Origin of the sequence: Pseudonocardia cypriaca, from assembly GCF_006717045.1 — a bacterium.
GTDB classification, from domain to species: Bacteria; Actinomycetota; Actinomycetes; order Mycobacteriales; family Pseudonocardiaceae; genus Pseudonocardia; species Pseudonocardia cypriaca.
Genome location: NZ_VFPH01000002.1, coordinates 1189461 through 1209436, shown reverse-complemented (window position 1 = coordinate 1209436; position 19976 = coordinate 1189461). Strand labels below are relative to the sequence as shown.

20 protein-coding genes are annotated in these 19976 nt (G+C 72.0%); 12 read left to right on the top strand and 8 right to left on the bottom strand.

Annotated features, from left to right (window positions below):
* The first annotated feature begins 112 nt into the window (after window positions 1-112).
* Window positions 113-1162, top strand: a complete 1050-nt coding sequence (gene cobC / locus FB388_RS23350) for an Rv2231c family histidinol phosphate aminotransferase CobC (protein ID WP_142104334.1) — start codon at window positions 113-115, stop codon at window positions 1160-1162.
* Window positions 1159-2301: a Nif3-like dinuclear metal center hexameric protein gene (locus FB388_RS23345; protein WP_142104333.1), complete on the top strand. Its 1143-nt coding sequence runs from the start codon at window positions 1159-1161 to the stop codon at window positions 2299-2301. The genes cobC and FB388_RS23345 overlap by 4 nt, the downstream gene beginning before the upstream one ends.
* Before the next feature lie 937 nt (window positions 2302-3238).
* Here FB388_RS23345 and FB388_RS23340 read toward each other — a convergent pair.
* The 4 genes from FB388_RS23340 to FB388_RS23325 all read right to left on the bottom strand — a co-directional run bounded on the left by FB388_RS23340 (window position 3239) and on the right by FB388_RS23325 (window position 6562).
* Window positions 3239-3673 (bottom strand): ATP-binding protein, encoded by a 435-nt coding sequence (locus FB388_RS23340; protein WP_142104332.1) that lies wholly within the window; start codon window positions 3671-3673, stop codon window positions 3239-3241.
* Between the two features lie 209 nt (window positions 3674-3882).
* On the bottom strand, window positions 3883-4635 hold the full coding sequence (locus FB388_RS23335; RefSeq protein WP_142104331.1) for a GAF and ANTAR domain-containing protein: 753 nt from the start codon (window positions 4633-4635) through the stop codon (window positions 3883-3885).
* A complete protein-coding gene (locus tag FB388_RS23330; RefSeq protein ID WP_142104330.1) occupies window positions 4632-5381 on the bottom strand; it encodes a GAF and ANTAR domain-containing protein in 750 nt (249 codons plus the stop codon). Before FB388_RS23330 ends, FB388_RS23335 begins: the two co-directional genes overlap by 4 nt.
* 233 nt (window positions 5382-5614) lie before the next feature.
* Entirely contained in the window at window positions 5615-6562 is a 948-nt protein-coding gene (locus FB388_RS23325; RefSeq protein ID WP_142104329.1) for an acyl-CoA desaturase, read from the bottom strand.
* Window positions 6563-7076: 514 nt separating this feature from the next.
* On the opposite strand from FB388_RS23325, the gene FB388_RS23320 reads away from it, so the two are divergent.
* Both FB388_RS23320 and FB388_RS39575 read left to right on the top strand, forming a co-directional pair.
* Complete coding sequence (locus FB388_RS23320; RefSeq protein ID WP_142104328.1) at window positions 7077-7526, top strand: DUF5994 family protein; 450 nt, start codon at window positions 7077-7079, stop codon at window positions 7524-7526.
* A gap of 28 nt (window positions 7527-7554) precedes the next feature.
* Window positions 7555-7716: a DUF6307 family protein gene (locus FB388_RS39575; RefSeq protein WP_170225799.1), complete on the top strand. Its 162-nt coding sequence runs from the start codon at window positions 7555-7557 to the stop codon at window positions 7714-7716.
* A 339-nt stretch (window positions 7717-8055) separates the two neighbouring features.
* On the opposite strand, the gene FB388_RS40015 is transcribed toward FB388_RS39575, so the two are convergent.
* A complete protein-coding gene (locus FB388_RS40015; RefSeq protein ID WP_142104327.1) occupies window positions 8056-8286 on the bottom strand; it encodes an RGCVC family protein in 231 nt (76 codons plus the stop codon).
* Window positions 8287-8566: 280 nt separating this feature from the next.
* Here FB388_RS40015 and hisD (FB388_RS23310) point away from each other — a divergent pair, with 280 nt between their 5' ends.
* The 5 genes from hisD (FB388_RS23310) to FB388_RS23290 are packed head-to-tail and all read left to right on the top strand — an operon-like array spanning window position 8567 to window position 13716.
* Window positions 8567-9946 carry a histidinol dehydrogenase gene (gene hisD / locus FB388_RS23310; RefSeq protein WP_142104326.1) on the top strand — a complete coding sequence of 460 codons (1380 nt, stop codon included), beginning with the start codon at window positions 8567-8569 and terminating at the stop codon, window positions 9944-9946.
* Window positions 9947-9956: 10 nt separating this feature from the next.
* On the top strand, window positions 9957-11273 hold the full coding sequence (locus tag FB388_RS23305) for an ABC transporter substrate-binding protein (RefSeq protein ID WP_142104325.1): 1317 nt from the start codon (window positions 9957-9959) through the stop codon (window positions 11271-11273).
* Window positions 11274-11297: 24 nt separating this feature from the next.
* Window positions 11298-12167, top strand: coding sequence for a carbohydrate ABC transporter permease (locus FB388_RS23300; protein ID WP_142104324.1), 870 nt, complete (start codon window positions 11298-11300; stop codon window positions 12165-12167).
* Window positions 12164-13057: a carbohydrate ABC transporter permease gene (locus FB388_RS23295; protein ID WP_142104323.1), complete on the top strand. Its 894-nt coding sequence runs from the start codon at window positions 12164-12166 to the stop codon at window positions 13055-13057. The genes FB388_RS23300 and FB388_RS23295 overlap by 4 nt, the downstream gene beginning before the upstream one ends.
* Entirely contained in the window at window positions 13054-13716 is a 663-nt protein-coding gene (locus tag FB388_RS23290) for an alpha/beta fold hydrolase (RefSeq protein ID WP_142104322.1), read from the top strand. Before FB388_RS23295 ends, FB388_RS23290 begins: the two co-directional genes overlap by 4 nt.
* 92 nt (window positions 13717-13808) lie before the next feature.
* Here the strand turns inward: FB388_RS23290 and FB388_RS23285 are convergent, their stop codons facing one another.
* From FB388_RS23285 to hisD (FB388_RS23275), 3 genes are read right to left on the bottom strand one after another with little or no spacing between them, the layout of a single operon-like run.
* Complete coding sequence (locus FB388_RS23285) at window positions 13809-14543, bottom strand: HpcH/HpaI aldolase family protein (RefSeq protein WP_142104321.1); 735 nt, start codon at window positions 14541-14543, stop codon at window positions 13809-13811.
* Window positions 14540-15289, bottom strand: coding sequence for an SDR family NAD(P)-dependent oxidoreductase (locus tag FB388_RS23280; RefSeq protein WP_142104320.1), 750 nt, complete (start codon window positions 15287-15289; stop codon window positions 14540-14542). The genes FB388_RS23285 and FB388_RS23280 overlap by 4 nt, the downstream gene beginning before the upstream one ends.
* The gene (gene hisD, locus FB388_RS23275; RefSeq protein ID WP_142104319.1) at window positions 15286-16605 is read right to left on the bottom strand and encodes a histidinol dehydrogenase; all 1320 of its coding nucleotides are present in this window, start codon (window positions 16603-16605) and stop codon (window positions 15286-15288) included. Before hisD (FB388_RS23275) ends, FB388_RS23280 begins: the two co-directional genes overlap by 4 nt.
* 128 nt (window positions 16606-16733) lie before the next feature.
* Between hisD (FB388_RS23275) and FB388_RS23270 the strand changes: the two genes are divergently transcribed.
* The 3 genes from FB388_RS23270 (at window position 16734) to FB388_RS23260 (ending at window position 19974) form a co-directional block, all read left to right on the top strand.
* Window positions 16734-17729, top strand: a complete 996-nt coding sequence (locus FB388_RS23270) for a LacI family DNA-binding transcriptional regulator (RefSeq protein ID WP_142104318.1) — start codon at window positions 16734-16736, stop codon at window positions 17727-17729.
* A 92-nt stretch (window positions 17730-17821) separates the two neighbouring features.
* Window positions 17822-18820 carry a nuclear transport factor 2 family protein gene (locus FB388_RS23265; protein WP_142104317.1) on the top strand — a complete coding sequence of 333 codons (999 nt, stop codon included), beginning with the start codon at window positions 17822-17824 and terminating at the stop codon, window positions 18818-18820.
* A gap of 11 nt (window positions 18821-18831) precedes the next feature.
* A complete protein-coding gene (locus FB388_RS23260; protein ID WP_142104316.1) occupies window positions 18832-19974 on the top strand; it encodes a cupin domain-containing protein in 1143 nt (380 codons plus the stop codon).
* The last annotated feature ends 2 nt before the right edge of the window (window positions 19975-19976 follow it).

Below are 19976 nucleotides of genomic sequence, written 5' to 3'. Positions count from 1 at the left end.
GACCCCAGACCCACTTCACAGACCCAGTACCGACTTCGCACAGGGCCCGCCCTGTGTGAAGTACGTGCTGGATGTGTGAAGTGGCGTGGGCCGCCGCCGTACGCTTCCGGCCATGGATCTTGCGTCCTTGCGGCATCACGGGGACGTCGATGCCGGGCCCGGATTGCTCGACTTCGCCGTCAACGTCCAGGGCAGCGGGCCGCCGCCCTGGTTGCGGGATCGGCTGGTCGTCGCGCTCGACGGGATCGGGCGCTACCCGGCCGCCTCCCACGACCGGCAGGCACGGGAGGCGGTCGCGGCGCGGCACTCGCGCCGGCCGGACGAGGTGCTCGTGCTCGCGGGCAGCGCCGAGGGGTTCGCGCTGCTCCCCGCGTTGCGGCCGCGGCTGGCGGCGGTGGTGCACCCAGGGTTCACCGAGCCGGAGGCGGCGCTGCGGGCGGCCGGGGTCGAGGTCGTCCACGTGCTCACCGACGAGGCCGACGGCCACCGCCTGCACCCCGACGCCGTGCCGGCCGAGGCCGACCTCGTCGTGATCGGCAACCCCACCAACCCCACCGGCGTGCTGCACCCGGCCGAGGACGTCCGCGCGCTCGCCGCGCCGGACCGCGTGCTGCTCGTCGACGAGGCGTTCGCCGACGCGATCCCGGGTGAGCCGGAGTCCGTCGCGGGCGCCACCGACGTGCCGGGCCTGCTGGTGTTCCGCAGCCTCACCAAGACCTGGGCGCTCGCGGGCCTGCGCGCGGGCTACGCGCTGGGCGACCCCGAGCTGCTCGCGCGGCTGGCCGCGCCGCGCCCGCCGTGGCCGGTCTCGACGCTCGCGCTGGAGGCGGTGATCGGGTGCTCGACGCCGTCCGCGGTGGAGGAGTCCCGGAAGGCGGCGGAGCGGCTCGCCGTGGCCCGGGCCGAGCAGGTGGAGCGGCTGGCGGCCGTCCCGGGCGTCACGGTGCTGCCCGGCACCGCCCCGTACCTGCTGCTGCGGCTGCCGGACGGGCAGGGTGAGCGGGTGCGGACGGCGTTGCGCGAAGCCGGGATCGCCGTGCGCCGCGGCGACACGTTCCCCGGGCTCGGCCCCGACCACGTCCGGGTCGCCGTGCGTCCCGCGGCCGAGGTCGGCCGCCTGGTGACGGCGTTCGCGGAGGCGCTCGCGGCGGTGGCGGCGTGACCGCGACCGTCGGCGACGTCATCGCGGCTCTGGAGGCCGCGTACCCGCCCGCGCTCGCCGCCGAGTGGGACGCCGTCGGGCTCGTCTGCGGTGACCCGGCCGAACCCGTCGAGTCGGTGCTGTTCGCGGTCGACCCCGTGCCGGAGACCGTCGACGAGGCGATCGGGGGCCACCAGCTGCTCGTCACCCACCACCCGCTGCTGCTGCGGGGCGTGCACGGCGTCGGCGCCGACACGCCGAAGGGCGCCCTCCTGCACCGGCTCATCCGCGGCGGCACCGCGCTGTTCACCGCGCACACGAACGCCGACTCGGCCGACCCTGGCGTGTCCGACGCGCTCGCCGGCGCGATCGGGCTGGCCGTCAGCGGCCCGCTGATCAGCGAACCGGCCGAGCCGCTCGACAAGATCGTGACGTTCATCCCGACCGGCCCGGTGATCACCGCCGTGCACGAGGCGATGTCGGCGGCAGGCGCAGGCCGGATCGGCGACTACAGCCACTGCTCGTTCGCGACGGCCGGCACCGGCCAGTTCAAGCCCCTGGACGGCGCGAACCCGACGATCGGGACCGTCGGGAAGCTGGAGCGGGTGGCCGAGACGAAGCTGGAGATGGTGCTGCCACGCGGGCGGCGGGAGGCGGTGGTCGCGGCGCTGCGGGCCACGCATCCGTACGAGGAGCCTGCGTTCGACGTGTTCGAGCTCGCAGAGCTGTCGTCGTCGCGCGGGCTGGGCCGGATCGGCACCCTGCCCGAGCCCGAGCCGCTGTCGGCATTCGCGGCGCGGGTGCGGGCTGGGCTCCCGGAGACGGCGTGGGGCGTGCGGGCGGCCGGGGATCCGGACCGCCCGATCCACTCGGTCGCGGTCTGCGGCGGCGCGGGCGACTCGGCGCTGGGGGCCGCCACCGCCGCAGGCGTCGACGCCTACGTCACCGCTGACCTGCGCCACCACCCCGCGTCGGAGCACCTTCTGGCGGGCACGGTCGGCCGCCCGACGCCCGCACTGGTGGACGTGGCGCACTGGGCGTCCGAGTGGCCGTGGTGCGCGCAGGCGGCGGACGTCGTGCGCGCGGCGCTCGGCGACCGCGTGCGGGTCACGGTGTCCACCCGCCGCACCGACCCGTGGAGCATCGGCGCCGCCCGCTGACGGGCGGTCGGTCACCCGACCGCTACCGCGTCATCGCGCCTCGGCCGTTCCCTGCTCGGCCGAGGCCCGACGACAGCCGGTGACTCGCACGTCCCCCTCCGGAGGCGCGGCCACCGCCAGTTTCGCGAGCCCCCGTCCTGGCCCTTCGACGGACGTGTGGGCGCTCGATGCGTGTCCATGTCGCGTAGGAGCAGCAGGGAAGCGCGGCACGGACGATGTCGATCACTCCTACCCGGTTCGGCACAACGCTCTGACAGCGGGCACCGGGGTCTGGGGTGAGACCGCGTGGAGAGGCTAGCGGTGATGCGTTCGGCCGTCCACCGCGGTCCACCGAGGTCGTGAACCGGGTATTCGAGTCAGCGGCTCCTGGCGCATCGGTCTTCGCCCCTGTAGAGGGAGAACAGGAGTAGGCTCCGGTGTTGCAGAAGGATTTCAGACGCGGCCTCCGGATCGCTGTCGTCCCGCATTCGACTCGATCAACCACGAAGCCGAGAACGAAGAGCGCCGACCGGCGTCGGCTCTCGATCGCCTCATTCCGTTCGCCGTGACGCGCCGCCGTTGGCGGCGCCGAGACCGGGCGGAGTCACCGCCTGACCCTGAAGCCTCGCCTGATCACCAGGCCGAGCTGTGGCAGAAGGGAACGTCGGCGATGATCAATCTTCTCGGAGCATTCATCTTCGCGATCGTCGTCCTGATCGGCGCGCTCGACCGCAACAGCGGACTCCGCCTCCTGCAGAAGTACGAGTCGCCATGGCACGCAGGTCCGCCACGTGTTGCATCGAGGTCCGCCCGTCGACGTCGCCGCGCCCGCGGCTCCTGAGCATTCACCCCGCCGCCGATCGGCACGTCGGGCCGCGGCACCCGCTCGCTGCTCCGCCATTCCGCCGCCGAACCCCTCGAGCGACGGCGTGCGGCTGGTCCCACGGCCTGGTGGGATTCAGACCGTGCCGCGCAGGAGCACGCGGGTGCCGCGGCTGTCGTAGTGGATCAGAACCGTCGGCATCAGTTGAATCATGATCGCGAACCCGCTGCAGCTACTGCTGGGAGTGGCGTCCGGTGGCCGCCAACGCCCGTGATCCACGATCTCGATGCAGACGGACCGATCCTCGGTCCAGAAGGTCAGTTCGACGACGTCGTCGGATGCGACGTGATCGGTCACCGCATCGTCGGTCGGGCCGGGTGCATAGGCGTGTTCCACGACGTTGCTCGCTGCTTCGTCAACGGCCCGGACGAAAGCTTGCTCGGTGTCGTCGGACAGGTTGAGCGGTGCCAGCAAGCGCTGGGTTTCGGTGTGGATCGGAGCCAGCTGGAGTGGGTGCGCCGGCCATTCGCGGTGGGCGAATTCGACCAGGTCCGCGGTGGCGTTACTCATCTGTGCTCTCCTGGCGGGCCATATCCCGCGTGCACGGTCGTCGATGCGTCCCCGGAACAACACACGCTCGTACAGCGGGCACCGGGGTCTGGGGCGACGCCGCCGGCCGAGCCTAGACGGCGGGTTTCCGGCCGTACAGCGCCGATCGGTGGCCGCAGATGGGCCGCGCGGCCGGCGGACGGCCCGGGGTGGGCCGAGCAGCCGAGGTGCTACTCCTCCGGCCGGCCGGGATCGAGCAGCCCGCCGGGGAGGGTCGCACCGTTGACGACATCCCGGGCCAGGTCGCTGAGCCGCAGCTGGCGGGTACGGGCGTGGGTCCGGAGCAGGGTGAACGCCTGCGAGAGATCGATCTGGCCGCGTTCGGCGAGCATGCCCTTGGCCTGTTCGATGATCACGCGGCTGTTGAGCGCGGCTTGCAGTTGCTCGGCGAGCACCTCCTGTCGGCGGAGGGCGCGCTCCTGCAGGATCCCGATGGTGGCCACGTCGGCGAGCGCCTGGCCGATCCGGAGTGCGTGGGGCGAGAGCGCACCGGGTGTGCTCCCGAACAAGTTGAGAGCTCCGATGGTCTCCGAGCGCAGGCGCAGGGGCAGGGCGTGCACGGCTCGGTAGCCGGCTTGCCGGGCATGCTCGGCGAAGCGCGGCCAGCGGGACTCGTGACCGAGGTCGCCGGCGACGATCTGATGGCTCGTGCGGAAGCAGTCGAGGCAAGGACCCTCGTCGGCCTGGAGCTGGAAGAGCTCGACGAGGTGCGCCTGCTCGGTCGAGGAGGAAACGACTCGCAGCGTGCCGCGCTGGTCCGACAGCATCAGGCCGGCGGCTTCGACCGGCAGCAGCCTGACCGAGTCGTTGCACAGGCGGTGCAGGAGGTCGATCACGTCGAAGTCGGTGACGAGGGTGTCTGCGAGACTGACGAACGCCTCCGTCAGTACCCGCTCGCGACCTTCCTGCTCGGCGTTCGTCATGATTCCTCCTCCTCGGTCCCGAACCGAAGGCGTCGCGCCACCACATCGCGGGCGATGTCGTCGATCGATCGTTCGTGCACGAATGCGTACGCGCGAAGCCTGCTCAACGCCGTCTCGGCGGACACGTCCAGCTGAACCATGATCATTCCCGTGGCCTGGTAGACCTCGATGTGATCCAACGGCGACCCCGTCAGCCAGCCGTGGGGATCGGCGCCGTTGTGCGGCTGGGTCGCCGGTGCCGGCAGCTCCGTCGCTTTGCCGGCGCGGATGCCGAGCAGCGCCCACAGCACCGCGTCGGCCGCACGCAGCGCACCGGCGAGCTCGTCGTGGTCGAGCATGCCGGGCTCGTCGCGGTACAGGTCGAGGACCCCGACCCCGATGGCGCCTGCCTGGAGCGGGAGTACGAAGGCAGCTCGAACCGGAGTGCGGCGGGCAGCGGCGGCGAAGACCGGCCAGCGGCTTCCGGTGAGCTCCGCGAGGTCCGGGATGAGCACCGGCCGGCGCTCCGTGAACGCCTCGACGCACGGTCCCTCACCCAGGCGGAACTGCATCTCGTCGAGATGGGCCGCGACCGAGTCGCTGGCGAAGATCGGCTCCTGGCGGTCGGGGCCCGCCATCATCGTGACGGCAGCTCGACTGACCTTCAGCACGGAGATGCAGGCCTCGCAGATCCGCCGCGGTGCCGTCGTGCCGCCTTCGGCCACGATCTCGGCCAACATCCGCTCGAGCTCGGCCGGCTCAGGCACGGCGGACGCCACGCAACCGGGGCAGGACCGACCCCGTCGTGAACATCCAGCCCGACCGCATCGGAACCCGCTCCGTCTCGCCGGGCTCGGTCGACACGGGGCTCAGGACATCGACGATGCGCTCGCCCCGCTCCGGCTCGGCATCCTTGGACGCGGCTACCGTACCGCGAATCGAACCGGCCGCCCGGTCTCGCCGCTGCGTCTGCGGCGAGGGGCCGGGCCGCCCGTTGCGGTCAGCTCGCGACGTCGAGCTTCGCGAGCCGGGCGGGTGTCGGCCAGCGGACGTCGCGCGCCCAGCCCAGCTTCTCGAACGCCTGGATCAGGCGTGCGGACAGGTCGATCTGCCCGGGTCGGACCCCGTGGCGGGCGCAGGTGGGGTCGGCGTGGTGCAGGTTGTGCCACGACTCGCCGAGGGACAGGATCGCCAGCGGCCAGAAGTTGGTCGCCTTGCCCTGCGCGGCGAAAGGGCGCTCACCGACCATGTGGCAGATCGAGTTGATCGACCAGGTGACGTGGTGCAGCACGGCGACGCGGACCAGCCCGGCCCAGAAGAACGCCGTGACGGCGCCCCAGAACGACATGGTGATCAGGCCACCGAGCAGGGCAGGGGCGACCAGGCTGATCACCGTCCACAGCGGGAACAACCGGCTGACCCGTGCGATGTCGCGGTCGGCGAGCAGGTCGGGGGTGAAGCGCGCGGCGTTGGTGCGGTCCTTGCCGAACAGCCAGCCGAGGTGGGCGTGGAAGAAGCCCTTGGCCAGCGCGGCGGGGGTGGTGCCGAACAGCCACGGGGAGTGCGGGTCGCCCTCCTTGTCGGAGAAGGCGTGGTGGCGGCGGTGGTCGGCGACCCAGGTGATGACGTCGCCCTGCAGGGCCATGCTGCCCGCGATCGCCAGCCCGGCCCGCAGGCCCCGGTTGGCCTTGAACGCCCGGTGGGTGAAGTGGCGGTGGAAGCCGACGGTGACGCCGAAGGCGGACAGGAGGTAGAAGCCGACCGCGAGGCCGATGTCGGTCCAGCTCAGCGCCCAGCCCCAGGCCATCGGGACGGCTGCGAGCAGGGCGAACGTCGGGACGAGGGTGAAGATGTAGACGAGTGCGCTCTCGCCGGGCGGGCGTCGACCGTCGAGGACGGGTTTGGCGCCGCCGCGGGAGGCGGCGGACGCGCGGGTCAACGTCGTCATTGGGGTTCTCCTAGGAGTGTCGGACGTGCGAGCGGTGGTGCCGCGCTGGTCCGGGCGGCGGCGTGGGCCGTTCGTGAGGCCCTGCGGCGGGACGGCATCCGCGGGTGTCCGGGGCGTCCCCTACCAGGAGTACCTGGGGATCGACGGTGTAGTGCTACAGCTGACGCTACGATCTAGCGCTACGACGTAGACCTTACGGTGCGGCGCCGGGATCTTCCACCCGAGGTGGGGAAGCACACGATGGCGAGCACGGAGGTGGGGAGGCGCCGGCGTCGTTCCCCGGCCGCTGGCGGCACGGCTCGCCCGGTGGCTTCGCGAGTGAATTCGTCGAGTTCGGCCACCGCGAGGAACGCGGGCGACGACGCTCCAGAAAAGCAGCCGAATCGGCGATCCCGAGGGTTCGGCGGGTGTATCGTGACGCTTGTCGGGTTCAGTGAGTACAGGGGCGCTCGAGCCCATCTCGTCCTCGGCGAAAGGCCATGCGGACGTTCACGTCCGAGGACGGAGCACCGACATGACGTCGGCTGCCACCACGAATACCCCGTCGATCGACGACCATCAGCACCTCCGGCTGCGGTTGAAACCGCGCGGACCGGTCACCGGTTTCGTCGACGGTGGATGGTGGCCCAGGTCGCGTGACCTTCCGGCCGAGCTGCCGGAACTGCTGGCCGTGCTCGCGGTCCGGCTGGGTCCCGTCGAGAGCGTGAGCTACCACCTCGACACCTGGGGTCCCACGCCGCGCAGGATCGTGCTCGACGGTCGGCTCGTCCGGCTCGCCGGCTACCGGTCCCAGCACCCGGCCACGATCGACGTCATCAGCGCAGCCCACCGCGTCACGCTCCTGGTCGTAGCACCGGACGCCGCACCAGACGCCGCGCACTCAGCGCTGATGGCGGCGGGACACCGGGGCAACGTCGACCAGGTGGACGCGCTGCTGCTCCCCGAGCCCGTTCCCGATTCCTGATCTGCACCAATCACGGAGGAGTCGAACCATGGAAAACAGTGCCACGAACTACGTATCGCTCTACGAGCAGCGCATCCGGCTCGTCGCGGATGCCCTGAAGCAGAACTCGAAGCTCACCGAGAAGGATGCGTCGAGCCTCGCGGTGCACGTGCTGTACGCCATCGACCACATCCCGGAGAAGGTGCGATAGATGAGGAGCGGCGGGAAGAGGAGGATCACCCGCAAAAATGCACCTGTAGCCGCGCAGATCCCGGACTCCGAGAGCCCATTGCCGTGGCGCAACCAGCCGTCCGACGGGGTGAACCACGTCGCTGACGCGAACGGGCAGCCGGTCTACGACGGGCCCGACGCGGCAGAGATGTTCCGGCTGTACGACGTCGAGGCCCAGGCGGAGCGACCCGGGCGGTGACGCCGAGCTACGCCGGGTTCGGCGGCCCGTCGGTGTCCCTCGTCGGTCTCGACAGGCGAGCCGCAGTTGCCGGTCGGCGATCGCATCCGGCACTCCTGGGTGGATGCGGGAGGGTCGAGCTCAACGAGCCCGGTGCACGGGCCCCCGCGCTTCACCGGCGCAGGCGCATCCCCGGGGCACCGCGCCCGCGATCGTCGCTGCGCAGAACCTCGTGCCGATCGCGTCGTGCGCATCCCGATCGTGCGGACATGCGGCACAGCTGACCGTGTCGACCTCGGGAGCGGAGGTGGTGGACGAGGAGGGCGCTACGGGTCGGGCATCGGTCGGAGGAATGCGCTGTTCCTGACTCATGTGGTGGCGGACCCCGGCTTCCGGGGCGTGCAGGTCAGTACGAGCGACGGTGTGGCTACTGCTCCGGCCGGCGAGCCAGGCGGGGAGCTCCGAGCACGAACCGCTGATCGCTCGTCGGAGCCACCTCCCCCGACGTCGAGCCTACGCCAACGGTGTGCGGACCTCTCGGCTCCTACCGCACCGGTGGCTCCGCCGCACCCGATCCGTGGAGCATCGGCGCCGCCTCCCGACTCGCCCCCCGCGCTTGCCACGGAGTGACGTCGATCCTTAGTGTATGCGTATGCACCTCACGGATCGGGACAAGCGCAGGGTCGGCGACCGCATTCGCGTCGTGAAGGAGCCGGTGGGCCCGGACCGGCCCGCCGAGCGCGATCCCGCGGTCGTCGCGACGGTGTCGGAGATGCTCGTACGCATCGAGCGCGAGGGCATGCCCGCAGTGCTCGACTACGCCGCGCGGCTCGACGGCTTCACCGGCACCGACCTGCGGGTCCCCGACGCGGAGCTGGCCAGGGCTGCCGACCAGGTGCCCGCGGCCGTGCGCGCGGCGCTCGACACCGGTGCCGAGCGCACCAAGCGCTTCGCCGCGATGCAGCGGGCGCGGCTGCAGGACTTCGAGGACGAGGTCGTGCCCGGCGTCGTGTGCGGGCAGAAGTTCGTGCCGGTGCAGAACGTGGGCGCGTACCTGCCCGCCGGGCGGTTCCCGCTGCTCGCGAGCGCGTTCATGACGGTCGGCGTCGCGCGGGTCGCCGGCGTGCCGAACGTCGTGACGTGCACGCCGCCTTCGCTGAACGGCCGCCCGCACCCGGCCGTGCTGTACGCGGCCCAGGTGAGCGGCGCGGAGGCGGTCTACGCCGTCGGCGGCGTGCAGGCACTGGCCGCGATGGCCTTCGGCCTGTTGGACGGCGAGCCGGCGGACATGCTGGTCGGCGCCGGGAACGCCTACGTCGCTGAAGCGAAGCGGCAGCTCTACGGGCGGGTCGGGATCGACGTGCTGGCCGGCCCGTCCGAGGTCGCGGTGCTCGCCGACGACACCGCCGACGCCGCGGTCGTGGCCGCCGACCTGCTCGCGCAGGCCGAGCACGGGCCCACGTCGCCCGCGTGCCTGATCACGACCTCCGAGCGGCTCGCCGCCGAGGTGCCCGTCGAGGTCGAGCGGCAGCTGGCGGGCCTCGCCACGCGGGAGATCGCCGGAGCCGCGTGGCGCGACCACGGCTCGGTGTACCTCGCCGCCGACCGGGAGACCGCAGCTGCCGCGATGGACCTGCTCGCGCCTGAGCACCTGGAGGTGCTGGCCGAGGACCTGGACTGGTGGCTCGGGGCCCTGCACAACTACGGGTCGCTGTTCCTCGGCACCTGGTCGACGGTGGTGTACGCGGACAAGGGCATGTCGGGTACCAACCACGTGCTGCCCACCGCTCGCGGCGCCAAGCACACCGGCGGGCTGTCGGTTGCCGGGTTCCTCAAGCAGCTCACCTACCAGCGCGCCACGCGCGAGGCCACGCGCACGCAGGCCGAGCCCACCGTGGCCGTCTCCCACTTCGAGGCGCTCGTCGGTCACCGCGACAGTGCCCAGCTCCGCCTCGACATGATCGCGGAGGCCGACGTCTCCGACTCAATGCATGCGTATGAACAACTGACCACCACCCAGACCGGACGGTAGGAACCGAACCATGCCCACGCCCACCACCGTGCTGCGCGCCACCGCCGTCGCGCTGGCCGCCGCGCTCGCCGTGACGGCCTGCGGAGCCGGCTCGCGCACCGCCGACCAGTCCGCCACCGAGGTCGCGTGCGACCTCCCCGCACCGCCGCAGCCGGTCACGGTCAACGTGCTCGCCTACAACTCCTCGGCCATCGACCCGTTCACGAACACGATGGTCAAGAGCTGCTCCAAGAACGGCGTGACGCTCAACCACGAGCCCATCGACTTCGGCGGGCAGGTGCAGAAGACCACGGCGACGCTCGCAGGCGACTCCGGCACCTACGACATCGTCGAGACCTACTCCTACGTGGTGCCGCAGTACGCGTCGCAACAGAAGCTGCAGCCGCTCGACGACCTGGTGGCTCAGTTCGACCAGGAGTACGCGCTCGGCGACATCAACGCCGACATGCGCAAGGCCCTGTCCTACGACGGCAAGCTCTACGGGCTGCCGATGCAGGCGCAGATGTACGTCATGGCCTACCGCAAGGACGTCCTCGACGCCCTCGGGCTGCAGCCGCCCACCACGTTCGCCGAGCTGCGCGACGTGGCGGCGAAGATCCAGCAGGCCGGCGAGATCAAGTACCCGGTCGCGCTGCCGCTGCTCGCCAGCGCCGACATCTCCACGGCCTACGACGCGGCGCTCGGCTCGCTCGGTGTCGACTACGTCGACGCCGCCGCGATGCGTCCGAACTTCGACCGGCCGGAGGCGGCGCAGGCGTTCGAGGAGCTGCGGTCCCTGCTGCCGTTCATGGACCCGCAGGTCACCACGTTCGACCAGCCGCGAGTGCAGCAGCAGATGTACAACGGCTCGGCCGCGATCGCGATCATGTTCTCGGGCCGGATGAACGACCTGTCGCAGCCGTCCAACAGCCGGTTCGCCGGCCAGTTCGCCTTCGCGCCTCCGCCGTCGGTCGGGGGTGCTGACACCCTCTACAACGTGCTCTCGGTGGACGGCTGGTCGATCCCGACCAACACGAAGGCGGACAAGGCGCTGTTGTTCGAGATGATCGCCTCGGCGGTGAGCGTGGACGCATCGCGCGCGTCGGTCCCGGCCGCGTTCCCCGCCCGCGAGGGCATCGTCACGCCCGAGAGCAGCCCGTACGCCGCAGCGGCCCAGCAGTCGATCGGCAAGGCCCCGCCCGCGGAGCCGTACCCGTGGACCGCGCGCATCGGCAACGACACCCGGTCCGTGGTGGCCGACGTGATCACCGGCGCCGTGCCGGTGGCGGAGGGCACCGCGCGGATGCAGGAGATCGCCACCGAGATCCTGGCCGAGTACCAGCCGTGACCGACCGACAGGGGAGGTGACGTCATGCGGCGGCGGGAGTTCCTGGCGCTCGTGACCCCGAGCGTGCTCGTCATGGGCGGCCTGCTCGTGCTGCCGCTCTACCGGACGCTCGAGTGGAGCCTCGAGCGCGTGAACTACGGCGAGGCCGGCACGTTCGTCGGCCTCGCCAACTACGGCGCCGCGCTGACCGACCCGCGGCTCGGGCAGGCGGTGCTGTTCACCGTCGGGCTCACGCTGGCCGTCACCGCGGCCCTGCTCGTCGGCGGCTACCTGCTCGCGGTGATGGTGAACGGCCTCGGCCGGTCCAAGCCGTGGGTGCTGGGCATCCTGCTGATCTCCTACGTGATCCCGCACGTGGTGGGCGGCGCGATGTTCTCCTGGCTCTTCGACGCCAACTTCGGCGGCGTGGTCGACCACCTGGTCACGCTCGTCACCGGCCAGGAGGTGCTCTGGTTCACCGACCCGTGGCCGAACCGGGTCATCGTCGCGCTCAACACGATCTGGTTCATGCTGCCGTTCGCGATGCTCGTGATCATCGCGGGGCTGCAGGGCGTGCCCGGCGAGCTGCTCGAGGCGGCGCGCATCGACGGTGCCTCCGCCGTCCGCACGCACTGGAGCGTGATCATCCCGAGCATCCGCGGTGTGCTGGGTTTCGTCGCGATCATCTCGATCATGGACATCCTGCGGACGTTCGACCAGCTCGTCGCGCTCTCGCCGCAGGCGGTCCAGCTCGGTAACGAGTCGATCATGCTCTACATCTTCAACGTGGCCTTCCAGGACGGCGGCCAGCAGCTCGGGCTCGGCAGCGCGGTGAACGTGCTGCTGATCCTGCTGATCGTGCTCATGCTCTTCCCCTTCATCCGGGGCATCGCGAAGGAGGCCAGGCAGGCATGAGCGTCGTTCAGGAGAAGGCGACGGCCGCGACGCAGGCGCCGCCGCCGCCCGCCCCGCCGCGGCCGAAGCGCCGCCGGAAGGGCTCGACCTACCTCGTCGGCGGGATCCTCGTGCTCGTGTGCTGGGCGATGCTCAGCCCGGTGCTGTGGACCGCGATGACGGTCACGAAGCCCACCGACGTGGCGTTCCTCGACCCACCGGTGTTCTTCTACGAGCCCACGCTCACCGCGTTCGTCGACCTCTGGCAGACCACGCTCTTCTACCAGTACCTGATCAACACCCTGATCGTGGCGCTGCTCTCCACGGTGGCGGCGCTGGTGATCGGGCTGCCCGCCGCGTACGCGCTGTCGCGGTTCCCCGGCTGGATCAGCGCGGTGCTGCTCATCGCCGCACTGGTGTTCCGGGCGCTTCCGCGGTTCTCGGTGGTGCTGCCGATGTACGACATCTCCCGCGCGCTCGGGATCTACGACACCACCTTCGCGGTGGCGGCAGCGCTGGTCGCGATCAACCAGCCGTTCAGCATCTGGCTGCTGCGCAACTTCTTCGCCGAGATCCCCAAGGAGCTCGACGAGGCCGCGATGATCGACGGCTGCAGCCGGTTCGGGATCCTGCGCCGGGTGATGATCCCGCTGATGGGTCCGGGCATCCTGACCGCCGGGATCTTCGTCTTCCTGTTCGCGTTCCAGGAGTACCTCACCGCGAACATCCTCACCGACGTCTCCGCCCGCACCGTGCCGGTCTTCATCGCCACCCAGCTCGGCCAGACGCTGCCGATGCTGCAGCAGGCCGGGGCCGCGGCGATGCTGCTGACGCTGCCGGTGGTCGCGTTCGCGTTCATCGCGCAGCGCTACCTGGTGGCCGGCCTCAGCTCCGGGTCGGTCAAGGGGTGACGCTGGTCGTCCTGCCGGGCATGGGCTGCTCGCCGCGGCTGTGGTGCTCCGCGCTGCCGGACGTGCCGGTCGTGCACGGGACGCTCGACCGGCCCAGCATCGACGGCTGCGTCGACGCCCTCCTGGACGTGCTGCCCCCGCGGTTCGCGCTGGCCGGCCTCTCGCTCGGCGGGATCGTGGCGATGGCGCTGGTGCGGCGGGCGCCGGAGCGGGTGACGCGGCTGGCGCTGCTGGCGACGAACGCCCGCGGCCCGACCCCCGCCCAGTACGAGGGTTGGGCGACCGCGCGCTCCGGCCTCGCCGCCGGCCGGCGGGCCCGCGACCTGCAGCGCGACCTGCTCCCGCTGCTCCTCCACGACCGCACCCACGACGAGACGGCCCTCGCCATGGCCGACGATGTCGGCACCGCGGCGTTCGACCGGCAGCTCGCCGCCCAGGCCACCCGCATCGACGAACGCCCCGGCCTCGCGGATGTGCGGGTGCCCACCCTCGTGCTCGCCGGGGCGCAGGACCGGCTCTGCCCGCCGGACCGGCACGAGGAGATCGCCGCGCTGGTTCCCGGGGCCAGGCTGGAGGTCGTCGCCGGCGTCGGCCACCTCATGCCGCTGGAGGCCCCGGCCCGGGTAGCCGAAGCATTGGGGACCTGGCGGGCGAGCTGAGGTGCGCCCCGCCCCGGCCTGTGTCAGCAAAGCCACTTTCACGTCACGAGACGTCATGAAAGTGGCTTTGCTGACATCCGGGAGCGGAGGCCTCAGGCGCGCAGGGGGCGCAGGGCCTCCATCAGCACGTGCGTGATGTTGTGCACCACCAGTTGCGCCCCGTCGGCGAAGGACGCCGCGGCGGCCTCGGCGCTGGTGGCCAGGTCGGCCCGGACCGCGCCGGCCACGGCCGGGTCGCGGCGGACCTCGGCGAGCAGCTCCTCGACGGTCGGGTCGTCCGGGCTCCGGGACGCGGCGAGGTCGGCGACACCGACCAGCCAGCCGTCGATCCCGTCGACGCCGACGATCTCGCCGGCGGCGCGGATCGCGGCGGGCGACTCGAGCATGGCGATCACCAGGGTGGTCTCCGCCGCCGCAGCCCGGTGCTCGGCCGCCGGCACCGTGCCGAACAGCCCGGCGCGGGGGTAGGTGGCGAAGCCCCGGGCGCCCCGCGGCGGGTAGTGCAGGGCCTGCACGAGGGCGGCGGCATCGGCGGCGGACTCGACGTGCGGCGCGACGATCCCCTGCGCTCCCTGGTCGAGGGCGCGCTGCGCGAGGTGGTTCTCGCCTTCGCCGATCCGGACGAGCACCGGCAGCGCGTGCGCGTCGGCGTAGGCGATGTGCCGGCGCAGCTCGACGACGTCGGCGGGCCCGTGCTCGCAGTCGATCAGCACGAAGTCCAGCCCGGCGACGGCGAGCATCTCCACGAGCTCCTCGCACGGCATCCGCACCAGCCCACCGGCCACCCGCTCGCCCGCGCGCAGCCGGGCCCGCAGCGCGGGGCTCATGCGACCATCCCGGCCGAGAGGTCCACGTCGGCGCCGGCCATCCCGGGTATGGCGAGCATCGTGACGACGGCAGCGCCCACCTCGTCGGCGGTGATCATCCGGCCCAGCGCGGCCCGCCCGACGAACGCCGCGCGCGCTTCCTCGACGGACGTGCCGGTGCGCTCGGCCTCCAGCCGGAAGTTGCGGTCCATCCGGTGGCCCTCGACCGGCCCGGGCGACAGCGCGTTCACCCGCACCCCGGCCGGCCCGACCTCGAACGCGAGTGTGGAGGTCAGCCCGAGCACCGCCATCTTCGATGCGCAGTAGGGCGTGCGGCGGGTCAGCGGCCGCTTGCCGGACACCGAGGCGAGGTTGATCACGTCGCCGTCCCCGCGCGCGACCATCGGCGGCAGGAACGCCCGGCACACGAGGTAGGTGCCGCGGACGTTCACCGCGAACACCTCGTCCCACTCGTCCGGGGCGATCTCGGTGAGCGGCGCGACCGGCCCGGCGATGCCGGCGTTGTTGACCAGGATCGAGACCTCCTCGTCGCGCAGCCGGTCGGCGAGCGCGTCGACGGCGGCGGGGTCGGCTACGTCGCACACCTCGGCCCGGGCGCCGAGCCGCCCGGCCACCTCCTGCAGCGGTTCCGCGCGCCGCCCGGTCACGACGACCCGGGCGCCGGCCCGGGTGAGGTGCTCGGCGATCGCGGCGCCGAGCCCGGAGCCGCCGCCGGTGACCAGCGCCGTCCGTCCCGCCAGGCTCACGCCTGCGCTCCGACGAGGTCGTCGATCCAGTCGAAGCGGTCGCCGCCGTACTTGTACGCGCGCAGGTCGCCCGAGCGCGCGTGCCCCTCGAACAGCTCCACCCGTGAGGCGCGCCCGCAGACGCGGCCGAGCTCCGCGCTCTGCGCCGGGTCGCGCACCTCCTGGTAGGTGACGGTTTTGAGGTACTTCCCGACCCACAGGCCGCCGGTGTAGCGGGCGGCGCCGAGCGTCGGCAGGACGTGGTTGGTGCCGATGACCTTGTCGCCGTAGGAGACGCAGGTGCCCTCGCCGAGGAAGAGCGCGCCGTAGTTCTGCATCCGCTCGAGAGCCTCGCGCGGCTGCGCGGTGAGCACCTCGACGTGCTCGGAGGCGAGCGAGTCGGCCACGCGCCACATCTCGTCGGCGTCGTCGCACACGACGACCCGCCCGTGGTCGCGCCACGCCGGGCCGGCCATGTCGTTGGTCGGCAGGCCCGGCAGCAGCCGCTCGACCAGTTCGAGGACCTCGCGCGCGAGCGCCTCGGAGGTCGTGACGAGCACGGCGGGGGAGTCGGGCCCGTGCTCGGCCTGCGACAGCAGGTCGACGGCGACCGTGAGCGGGTCGGCCGTGTCGTCGGCGACGACGAGGATCTCGGTCGGCCCGGCGAACAGGTCGATGCCGACCTCGCCGAACAGCTGGCGCTTCGCCTCGGCGACGTAGGCGTTGCCCGGGCCCGCGATCAGGTCCACCGCCTCGATCGACTCGGTGCCCAGCGCCATCGCCGCGACGGCCTGCACGCCGCCGAGCAGGTGGATCTCGTCCGCGCCCGCGAGGTGCATCGCGGCCACCGTGGCGGCAGGCACCTCACCGCGGATGGGCGGCGTGCACGCGACCACGCGCGGGACGCCGGCCGCCTTCGCCGTCACGATCGTCATGTGCGCCGAGGCCGTGAGCGGGTAGCGCCCGCCCGGGACGTACGCCCCCGCAGCGGCGACCGGCACGTGCTTGTGCCCGAGCACGACCCCGGGCAGCGTCTCCACCTCGACCTCACGCAGCGCCTCGCGCTGCACGAGCGCGAAGCCGCGCACCTGCTCCTGCACGAACCGGATGTCCTCGACGACCTGGTCGGGCAGCGAGGCGACGAGCTCGGCCACCCGGTCCGCGTCCAGCCGGAACGACTCGGGCTCCCATCCGTCGAATCGCGCCGAGTACTCGCGTACCGCTGCGTCCCCGCGTGCGCGGACCTCGGCGATGATCTCCCGGACCCGCTCGGCGACCTCGCCGCCGGACGCCGCCCCGCGTGCGGGGGAAACGGTCTTCTTGAGCTCGCGCGCCATGCTGCTCCCGTCGATGTAACATACGTATGCGCGATAGTTGAACCGGCGAGCGGTCGCGCTGTCAAGGCGGCACCGGTGATCACGGTGCCGCCGCTATGCTCGCGCCGGGTCGGGGGAGGGCGTCGCAGATGATCACCAGCCGGGACGTTGCGCGGCTCGCCGGCGTGTCCCAGCCGACGGTCTCCCGCGCGTTGCGCGACGACCCCAAGGTCTCGGAGGCCACGAAGCAGCGGGTGCGCGAGGCGGCGCTCGCCCTCGGCTACGCGCCGAACGCGATCGGCCGCGCGCTGTCGGTCGGCCGGTCCACGCGGGTCGGGCTCGTCGTCACCGACCTCGAGAACCAGTTCTACGCGCACGTCATCGCCCCGATGCACCACGAGCTCGAGCGGCTGGGCTACGAGCTGGTGCTCATCACCGAGTCGTCGGAGTCGGCACCGGTGGCCGAGCACGTCACCGCCCACGGGTTGTGCGGCGTGGTGCTGGCCACGACCACGGTGGAGTCGGTCGTACCGGTCCGGCTGCAGGACCGGGGCGTCCCGTTCGTCTACTTCAACCGGACCTCGCAGAGCGTGCAGGCGGACGCGGTCACCGTCGACCCGGAGAACGGCGTCCGCGAGCTGCTGGAGGACGCGATCGGCAAGGGGCACCGGCGGATCGGCGCGATCTTCGGCCCGCGCAACACCAGCACCGGTGAGCAGCGCGAGAACGCCGTGCACGCCGTGCTCGACGAGCACGGTCTGGCGCTCGCGCACCGCGACGTCCGGCACGGCCCCTTCGACTTCCGCACCGGCCACGAGGGCCTGCGGGCGCTGCTGGACCGCGCCGACCCGCCCACGCTCGTGCTGTGCGGCAACGACGTGGTGGCCCTCGGGGCGCTCAACGCAGCTGCCGAGCTCGGTCTCGCGGTTCCGGACGACGTCTCGATCGCCGGGTTCGACGACCTGCCCACGTCGAGCTGGGCGCTGATCCGGCTGAGCACCGTGGCCTACGACCTCGACGAGATGTCGCGGGAGGCGGCCCGCCTGATCGTCGCGCGGGTGGAGCGACCGGACGCGCCGCCTGCGCACCCGGTCTACCCCACGCGGTACGTCGCGCGCGCGACGATCGCCGCACCGCGCCCCTGAGTCGTGCCCACTCGGCGGACGCGGGCCTCTTGTGCCCGCGTTGTGCATACGCATACAGTCCAAGTCGACCCGACGAGGAGAGGATCATCGACATGCCGCTCGACCCGGTCGCGTACCGGCCCTACGAGGACCCGGACGACTTCATCCGGGAGGTGACCGACCGGATCTGGGTGCAGCGCGACATCTCCTACATCGTCGACAACTACGAGCCGGACTCGATCGTCCACGGCGGGCTCGGCACGGTGGTCGGGCGCGACGGCGTGATCGAGGGCAGCCTCATGCGCATCGCCGGCACGCCGCAGCACGTCGGTCAGGCCGAGGACGTGGTGTGGGAAGCACGTGGGGACGACGCGTTCCTGAGCTCGCACCTGGTGTTCTCCAGCGACGAGAACATCGTCGACGGGCGGGTTCGGCGGATCCGCAAGCGGACGATCGCCAACTGCCTCTACCGCCGCGGGCGGATGGTCGAGGAGTGGGTGGTGCGCGACGAGCTCGCCGAGTGCCTGCAGCGCGGCATCGACCCCGACGAGGCGGCCCGCGGCATGCGCTTCCGCGGCTACGAGGGCTCGATGACCAAGCCTGCGCCGTCCGACGTGCTGAGCGCCGGTGACAGCGGCCCGCGCGCCGACGACTTCTGGCCCGAGTGCGAGATGGTGCTCGAGTTCCTCGACGAGGTGTGGAACCAGCGGCGGCTGCACAAGGTGCCGCAGTACATGGAGCGGGACCTGTTCCTGCACACCATCGGCGACACCACGGTCGTGCGTCCCGACGGCTACCAGCGCGACCTGCTGTCGCTCGTCGCGCCGTTCCCGGACGCGCGGTTCGCCGTGCGCGACGTCCAGACCAACCACGCCGAGCGCTACGCGGGCCTGCGCATCGCGGTGCTGTGGACGATGCACGGCACCTACCACGGCACGCCCGCCTTCGGGCCCCTGACCAACGCCCCGGTCGACCTGCTGGGCGTCTCGCAGTTCCTCGTGCAGCGCGGGCGGATCGTCCGCGAGGTGCGGGTCTACGACGAGATCGCGCTGCGGGCGCAGATCAACTCGACGCGGGGCGACGGCGAGTTCACCGACACGAACATCTACTGAGAGGGATCGCCATGACCGACACCGTGGTCCCGCCCGGCGAGGTCGTCCGCCGGACGATCCGCCGCAGCGACTGGGTCCCGTGCAAGGCCGCGTTCATCGACTGCCGGACGCCCGGCTCGGACCGCAAGGACAACTACTCCTTCATCGGCTCGGGCGTCTCGCAGAACGCCGACCAGTTCGTCAACCTCACCGAGCCCCACGGGTTCAACCTCGGCGCCGCCGGCATGCCGAACGGCACCACCAACAGCCTGCACCTGCACTTCACCGCCGAGGTGTTCATCAACTTCGACGGCGACTACCAGCTGCGCTGGGGCGCCGACGGCCGCCAGGGCGAGTACCGCAGCGTCGACGGCGACGTGATCTCCGTGCCGACCTGGATCTTCCGCGGCTTCACCAACATCGGCGACGACGAGGGCGTCCTGCTCACCGTGCTCGGGCGCGACGACACCGGTGGCATCATCTGGGGCCCCGACGTGCTGCGCGAGGCGGCAGGCCACGGCCTGTACCTCACCGCCGAGAACCAGCTGATCGACACGGTGCAGGGGCAGCAGGTGCCGCCCGGCGCGCAGCTGATCGAGCCGATGCCGCAGGAGGAGATCGACCGGCTCGACGTCTTCACGACCGCGCAGTTCCGCGGCCGCGTCACCACCGCCGCCGACCGCGAGTGGATCGCCGAGCCGTTCCTGTGCTCCGGGCTGCCCGGCGGCGGCGCCCAGCTCTCGCTGGTGATCGGCTACGGGATCAGCGAGCAGCGCAGGGCGGTGCCGCGGCTGCACGAGCCGCACGGGTTCTCCCTCGCCTGGTTGCGCGCGGGCGCCGGGGACGGGCTGCTCACCCACCGCCTCCAGGCCACTCAGGTCGTCACGGCCAGGACCGGGCGCTGGGCGGTGCGCCTCAACACGGGCGCCGACGAGCAGGTCGTCGAGCTAGGCAGGCTGGACACGCTCTCCGTCCCCCCCGGCGCGTGGCGCTCGTTCACGCAGCTCGACGACGGCGAGGGCGAGCTGCTCGTGGTCACCGGTGGCGACGGGCGCACGCAGCTCGACTGGGCCCCGGAGGTCGCCGCGGCGGCCCGCCGGGCCGGCCGGGTCCTGGACCCGAACGGCTACCTGGCCCCCGCCGCTGTCCTGGCAGCGGCGACGGAGGACGACTGACC

What these genes read in the sequence shown, in the direction of transcription:
- cobC (WP_142104334.1), top strand. Translation starts at nt 113, where the DNA reads ATGGATCTTGCGTCCTTGCGGCATCACGGGGACGTCGATGCCGGGCCC.
- FB388_RS23340 (WP_142104332.1), bottom strand. Translation starts at nt 3,673, where the DNA reads ATGAGTAACGCCACCGCGGACCTGGTCGAATTCGCCCACCGCGAATGG.
- FB388_RS23335 (WP_142104331.1), bottom strand. Translation starts at nt 4,635, where the DNA reads ATGACGAACGCCGAGCAGGAAGGTCGCGAGCGGGTACTGACGGAGGCG.
- FB388_RS23325 (WP_142104329.1), bottom strand. Translation starts at nt 6,562, where the DNA reads ATGACGACGTTGACCCGCGCGTCCGCCGCCTCCCGCGGCGGCGCCAAA.
- FB388_RS23320 (WP_142104328.1), top strand. Translation starts at nt 7,077, where the DNA reads ATGACGTCGGCTGCCACCACGAATACCCCGTCGATCGACGACCATCAG.
- FB388_RS39575 (WP_170225799.1), top strand. Translation starts at nt 7,555, where the DNA reads ATGGAAAACAGTGCCACGAACTACGTATCGCTCTACGAGCAGCGCATC.
- FB388_RS40015 (WP_142104327.1), bottom strand. Translation starts at nt 8,286, where the DNA reads ATGAGTCAGGAACAGCGCATTCCTCCGACCGATGCCCGACCCGTAGCG.
- hisD (WP_142104326.1), top strand. Translation starts at nt 8,567, where the DNA reads ATGCACCTCACGGATCGGGACAAGCGCAGGGTCGGCGACCGCATTCGC.
- FB388_RS23305 (WP_142104325.1), top strand. Translation starts at nt 9,957, where the DNA reads ATGCCCACGCCCACCACCGTGCTGCGCGCCACCGCCGTCGCGCTGGCC.
- FB388_RS23300 (WP_142104324.1), top strand. Translation starts at nt 11,298, where the DNA reads ATGCGGCGGCGGGAGTTCCTGGCGCTCGTGACCCCGAGCGTGCTCGTC.
- FB388_RS23295 (WP_142104323.1), top strand. Translation starts at nt 12,164, where the DNA reads ATGAGCGTCGTTCAGGAGAAGGCGACGGCCGCGACGCAGGCGCCGCCG.
- FB388_RS23285 (WP_142104321.1), bottom strand. Translation starts at nt 14,543, where the DNA reads ATGAGCCCCGCGCTGCGGGCCCGGCTGCGCGCGGGCGAGCGGGTGGCC.
- hisD (WP_142104319.1), bottom strand. Translation starts at nt 16,605, where the DNA reads ATGGCGCGCGAGCTCAAGAAGACCGTTTCCCCCGCACGCGGGGCGGCG.
- FB388_RS23270 (WP_142104318.1), top strand. Translation starts at nt 16,734, where the DNA reads ATGATCACCAGCCGGGACGTTGCGCGGCTCGCCGGCGTGTCCCAGCCG.
- FB388_RS23265 (WP_142104317.1), top strand. Translation starts at nt 17,822, where the DNA reads ATGCCGCTCGACCCGGTCGCGTACCGGCCCTACGAGGACCCGGACGAC.
- FB388_RS23260 (WP_142104316.1), top strand. Translation starts at nt 18,832, where the DNA reads ATGACCGACACCGTGGTCCCGCCCGGCGAGGTCGTCCGCCGGACGATC.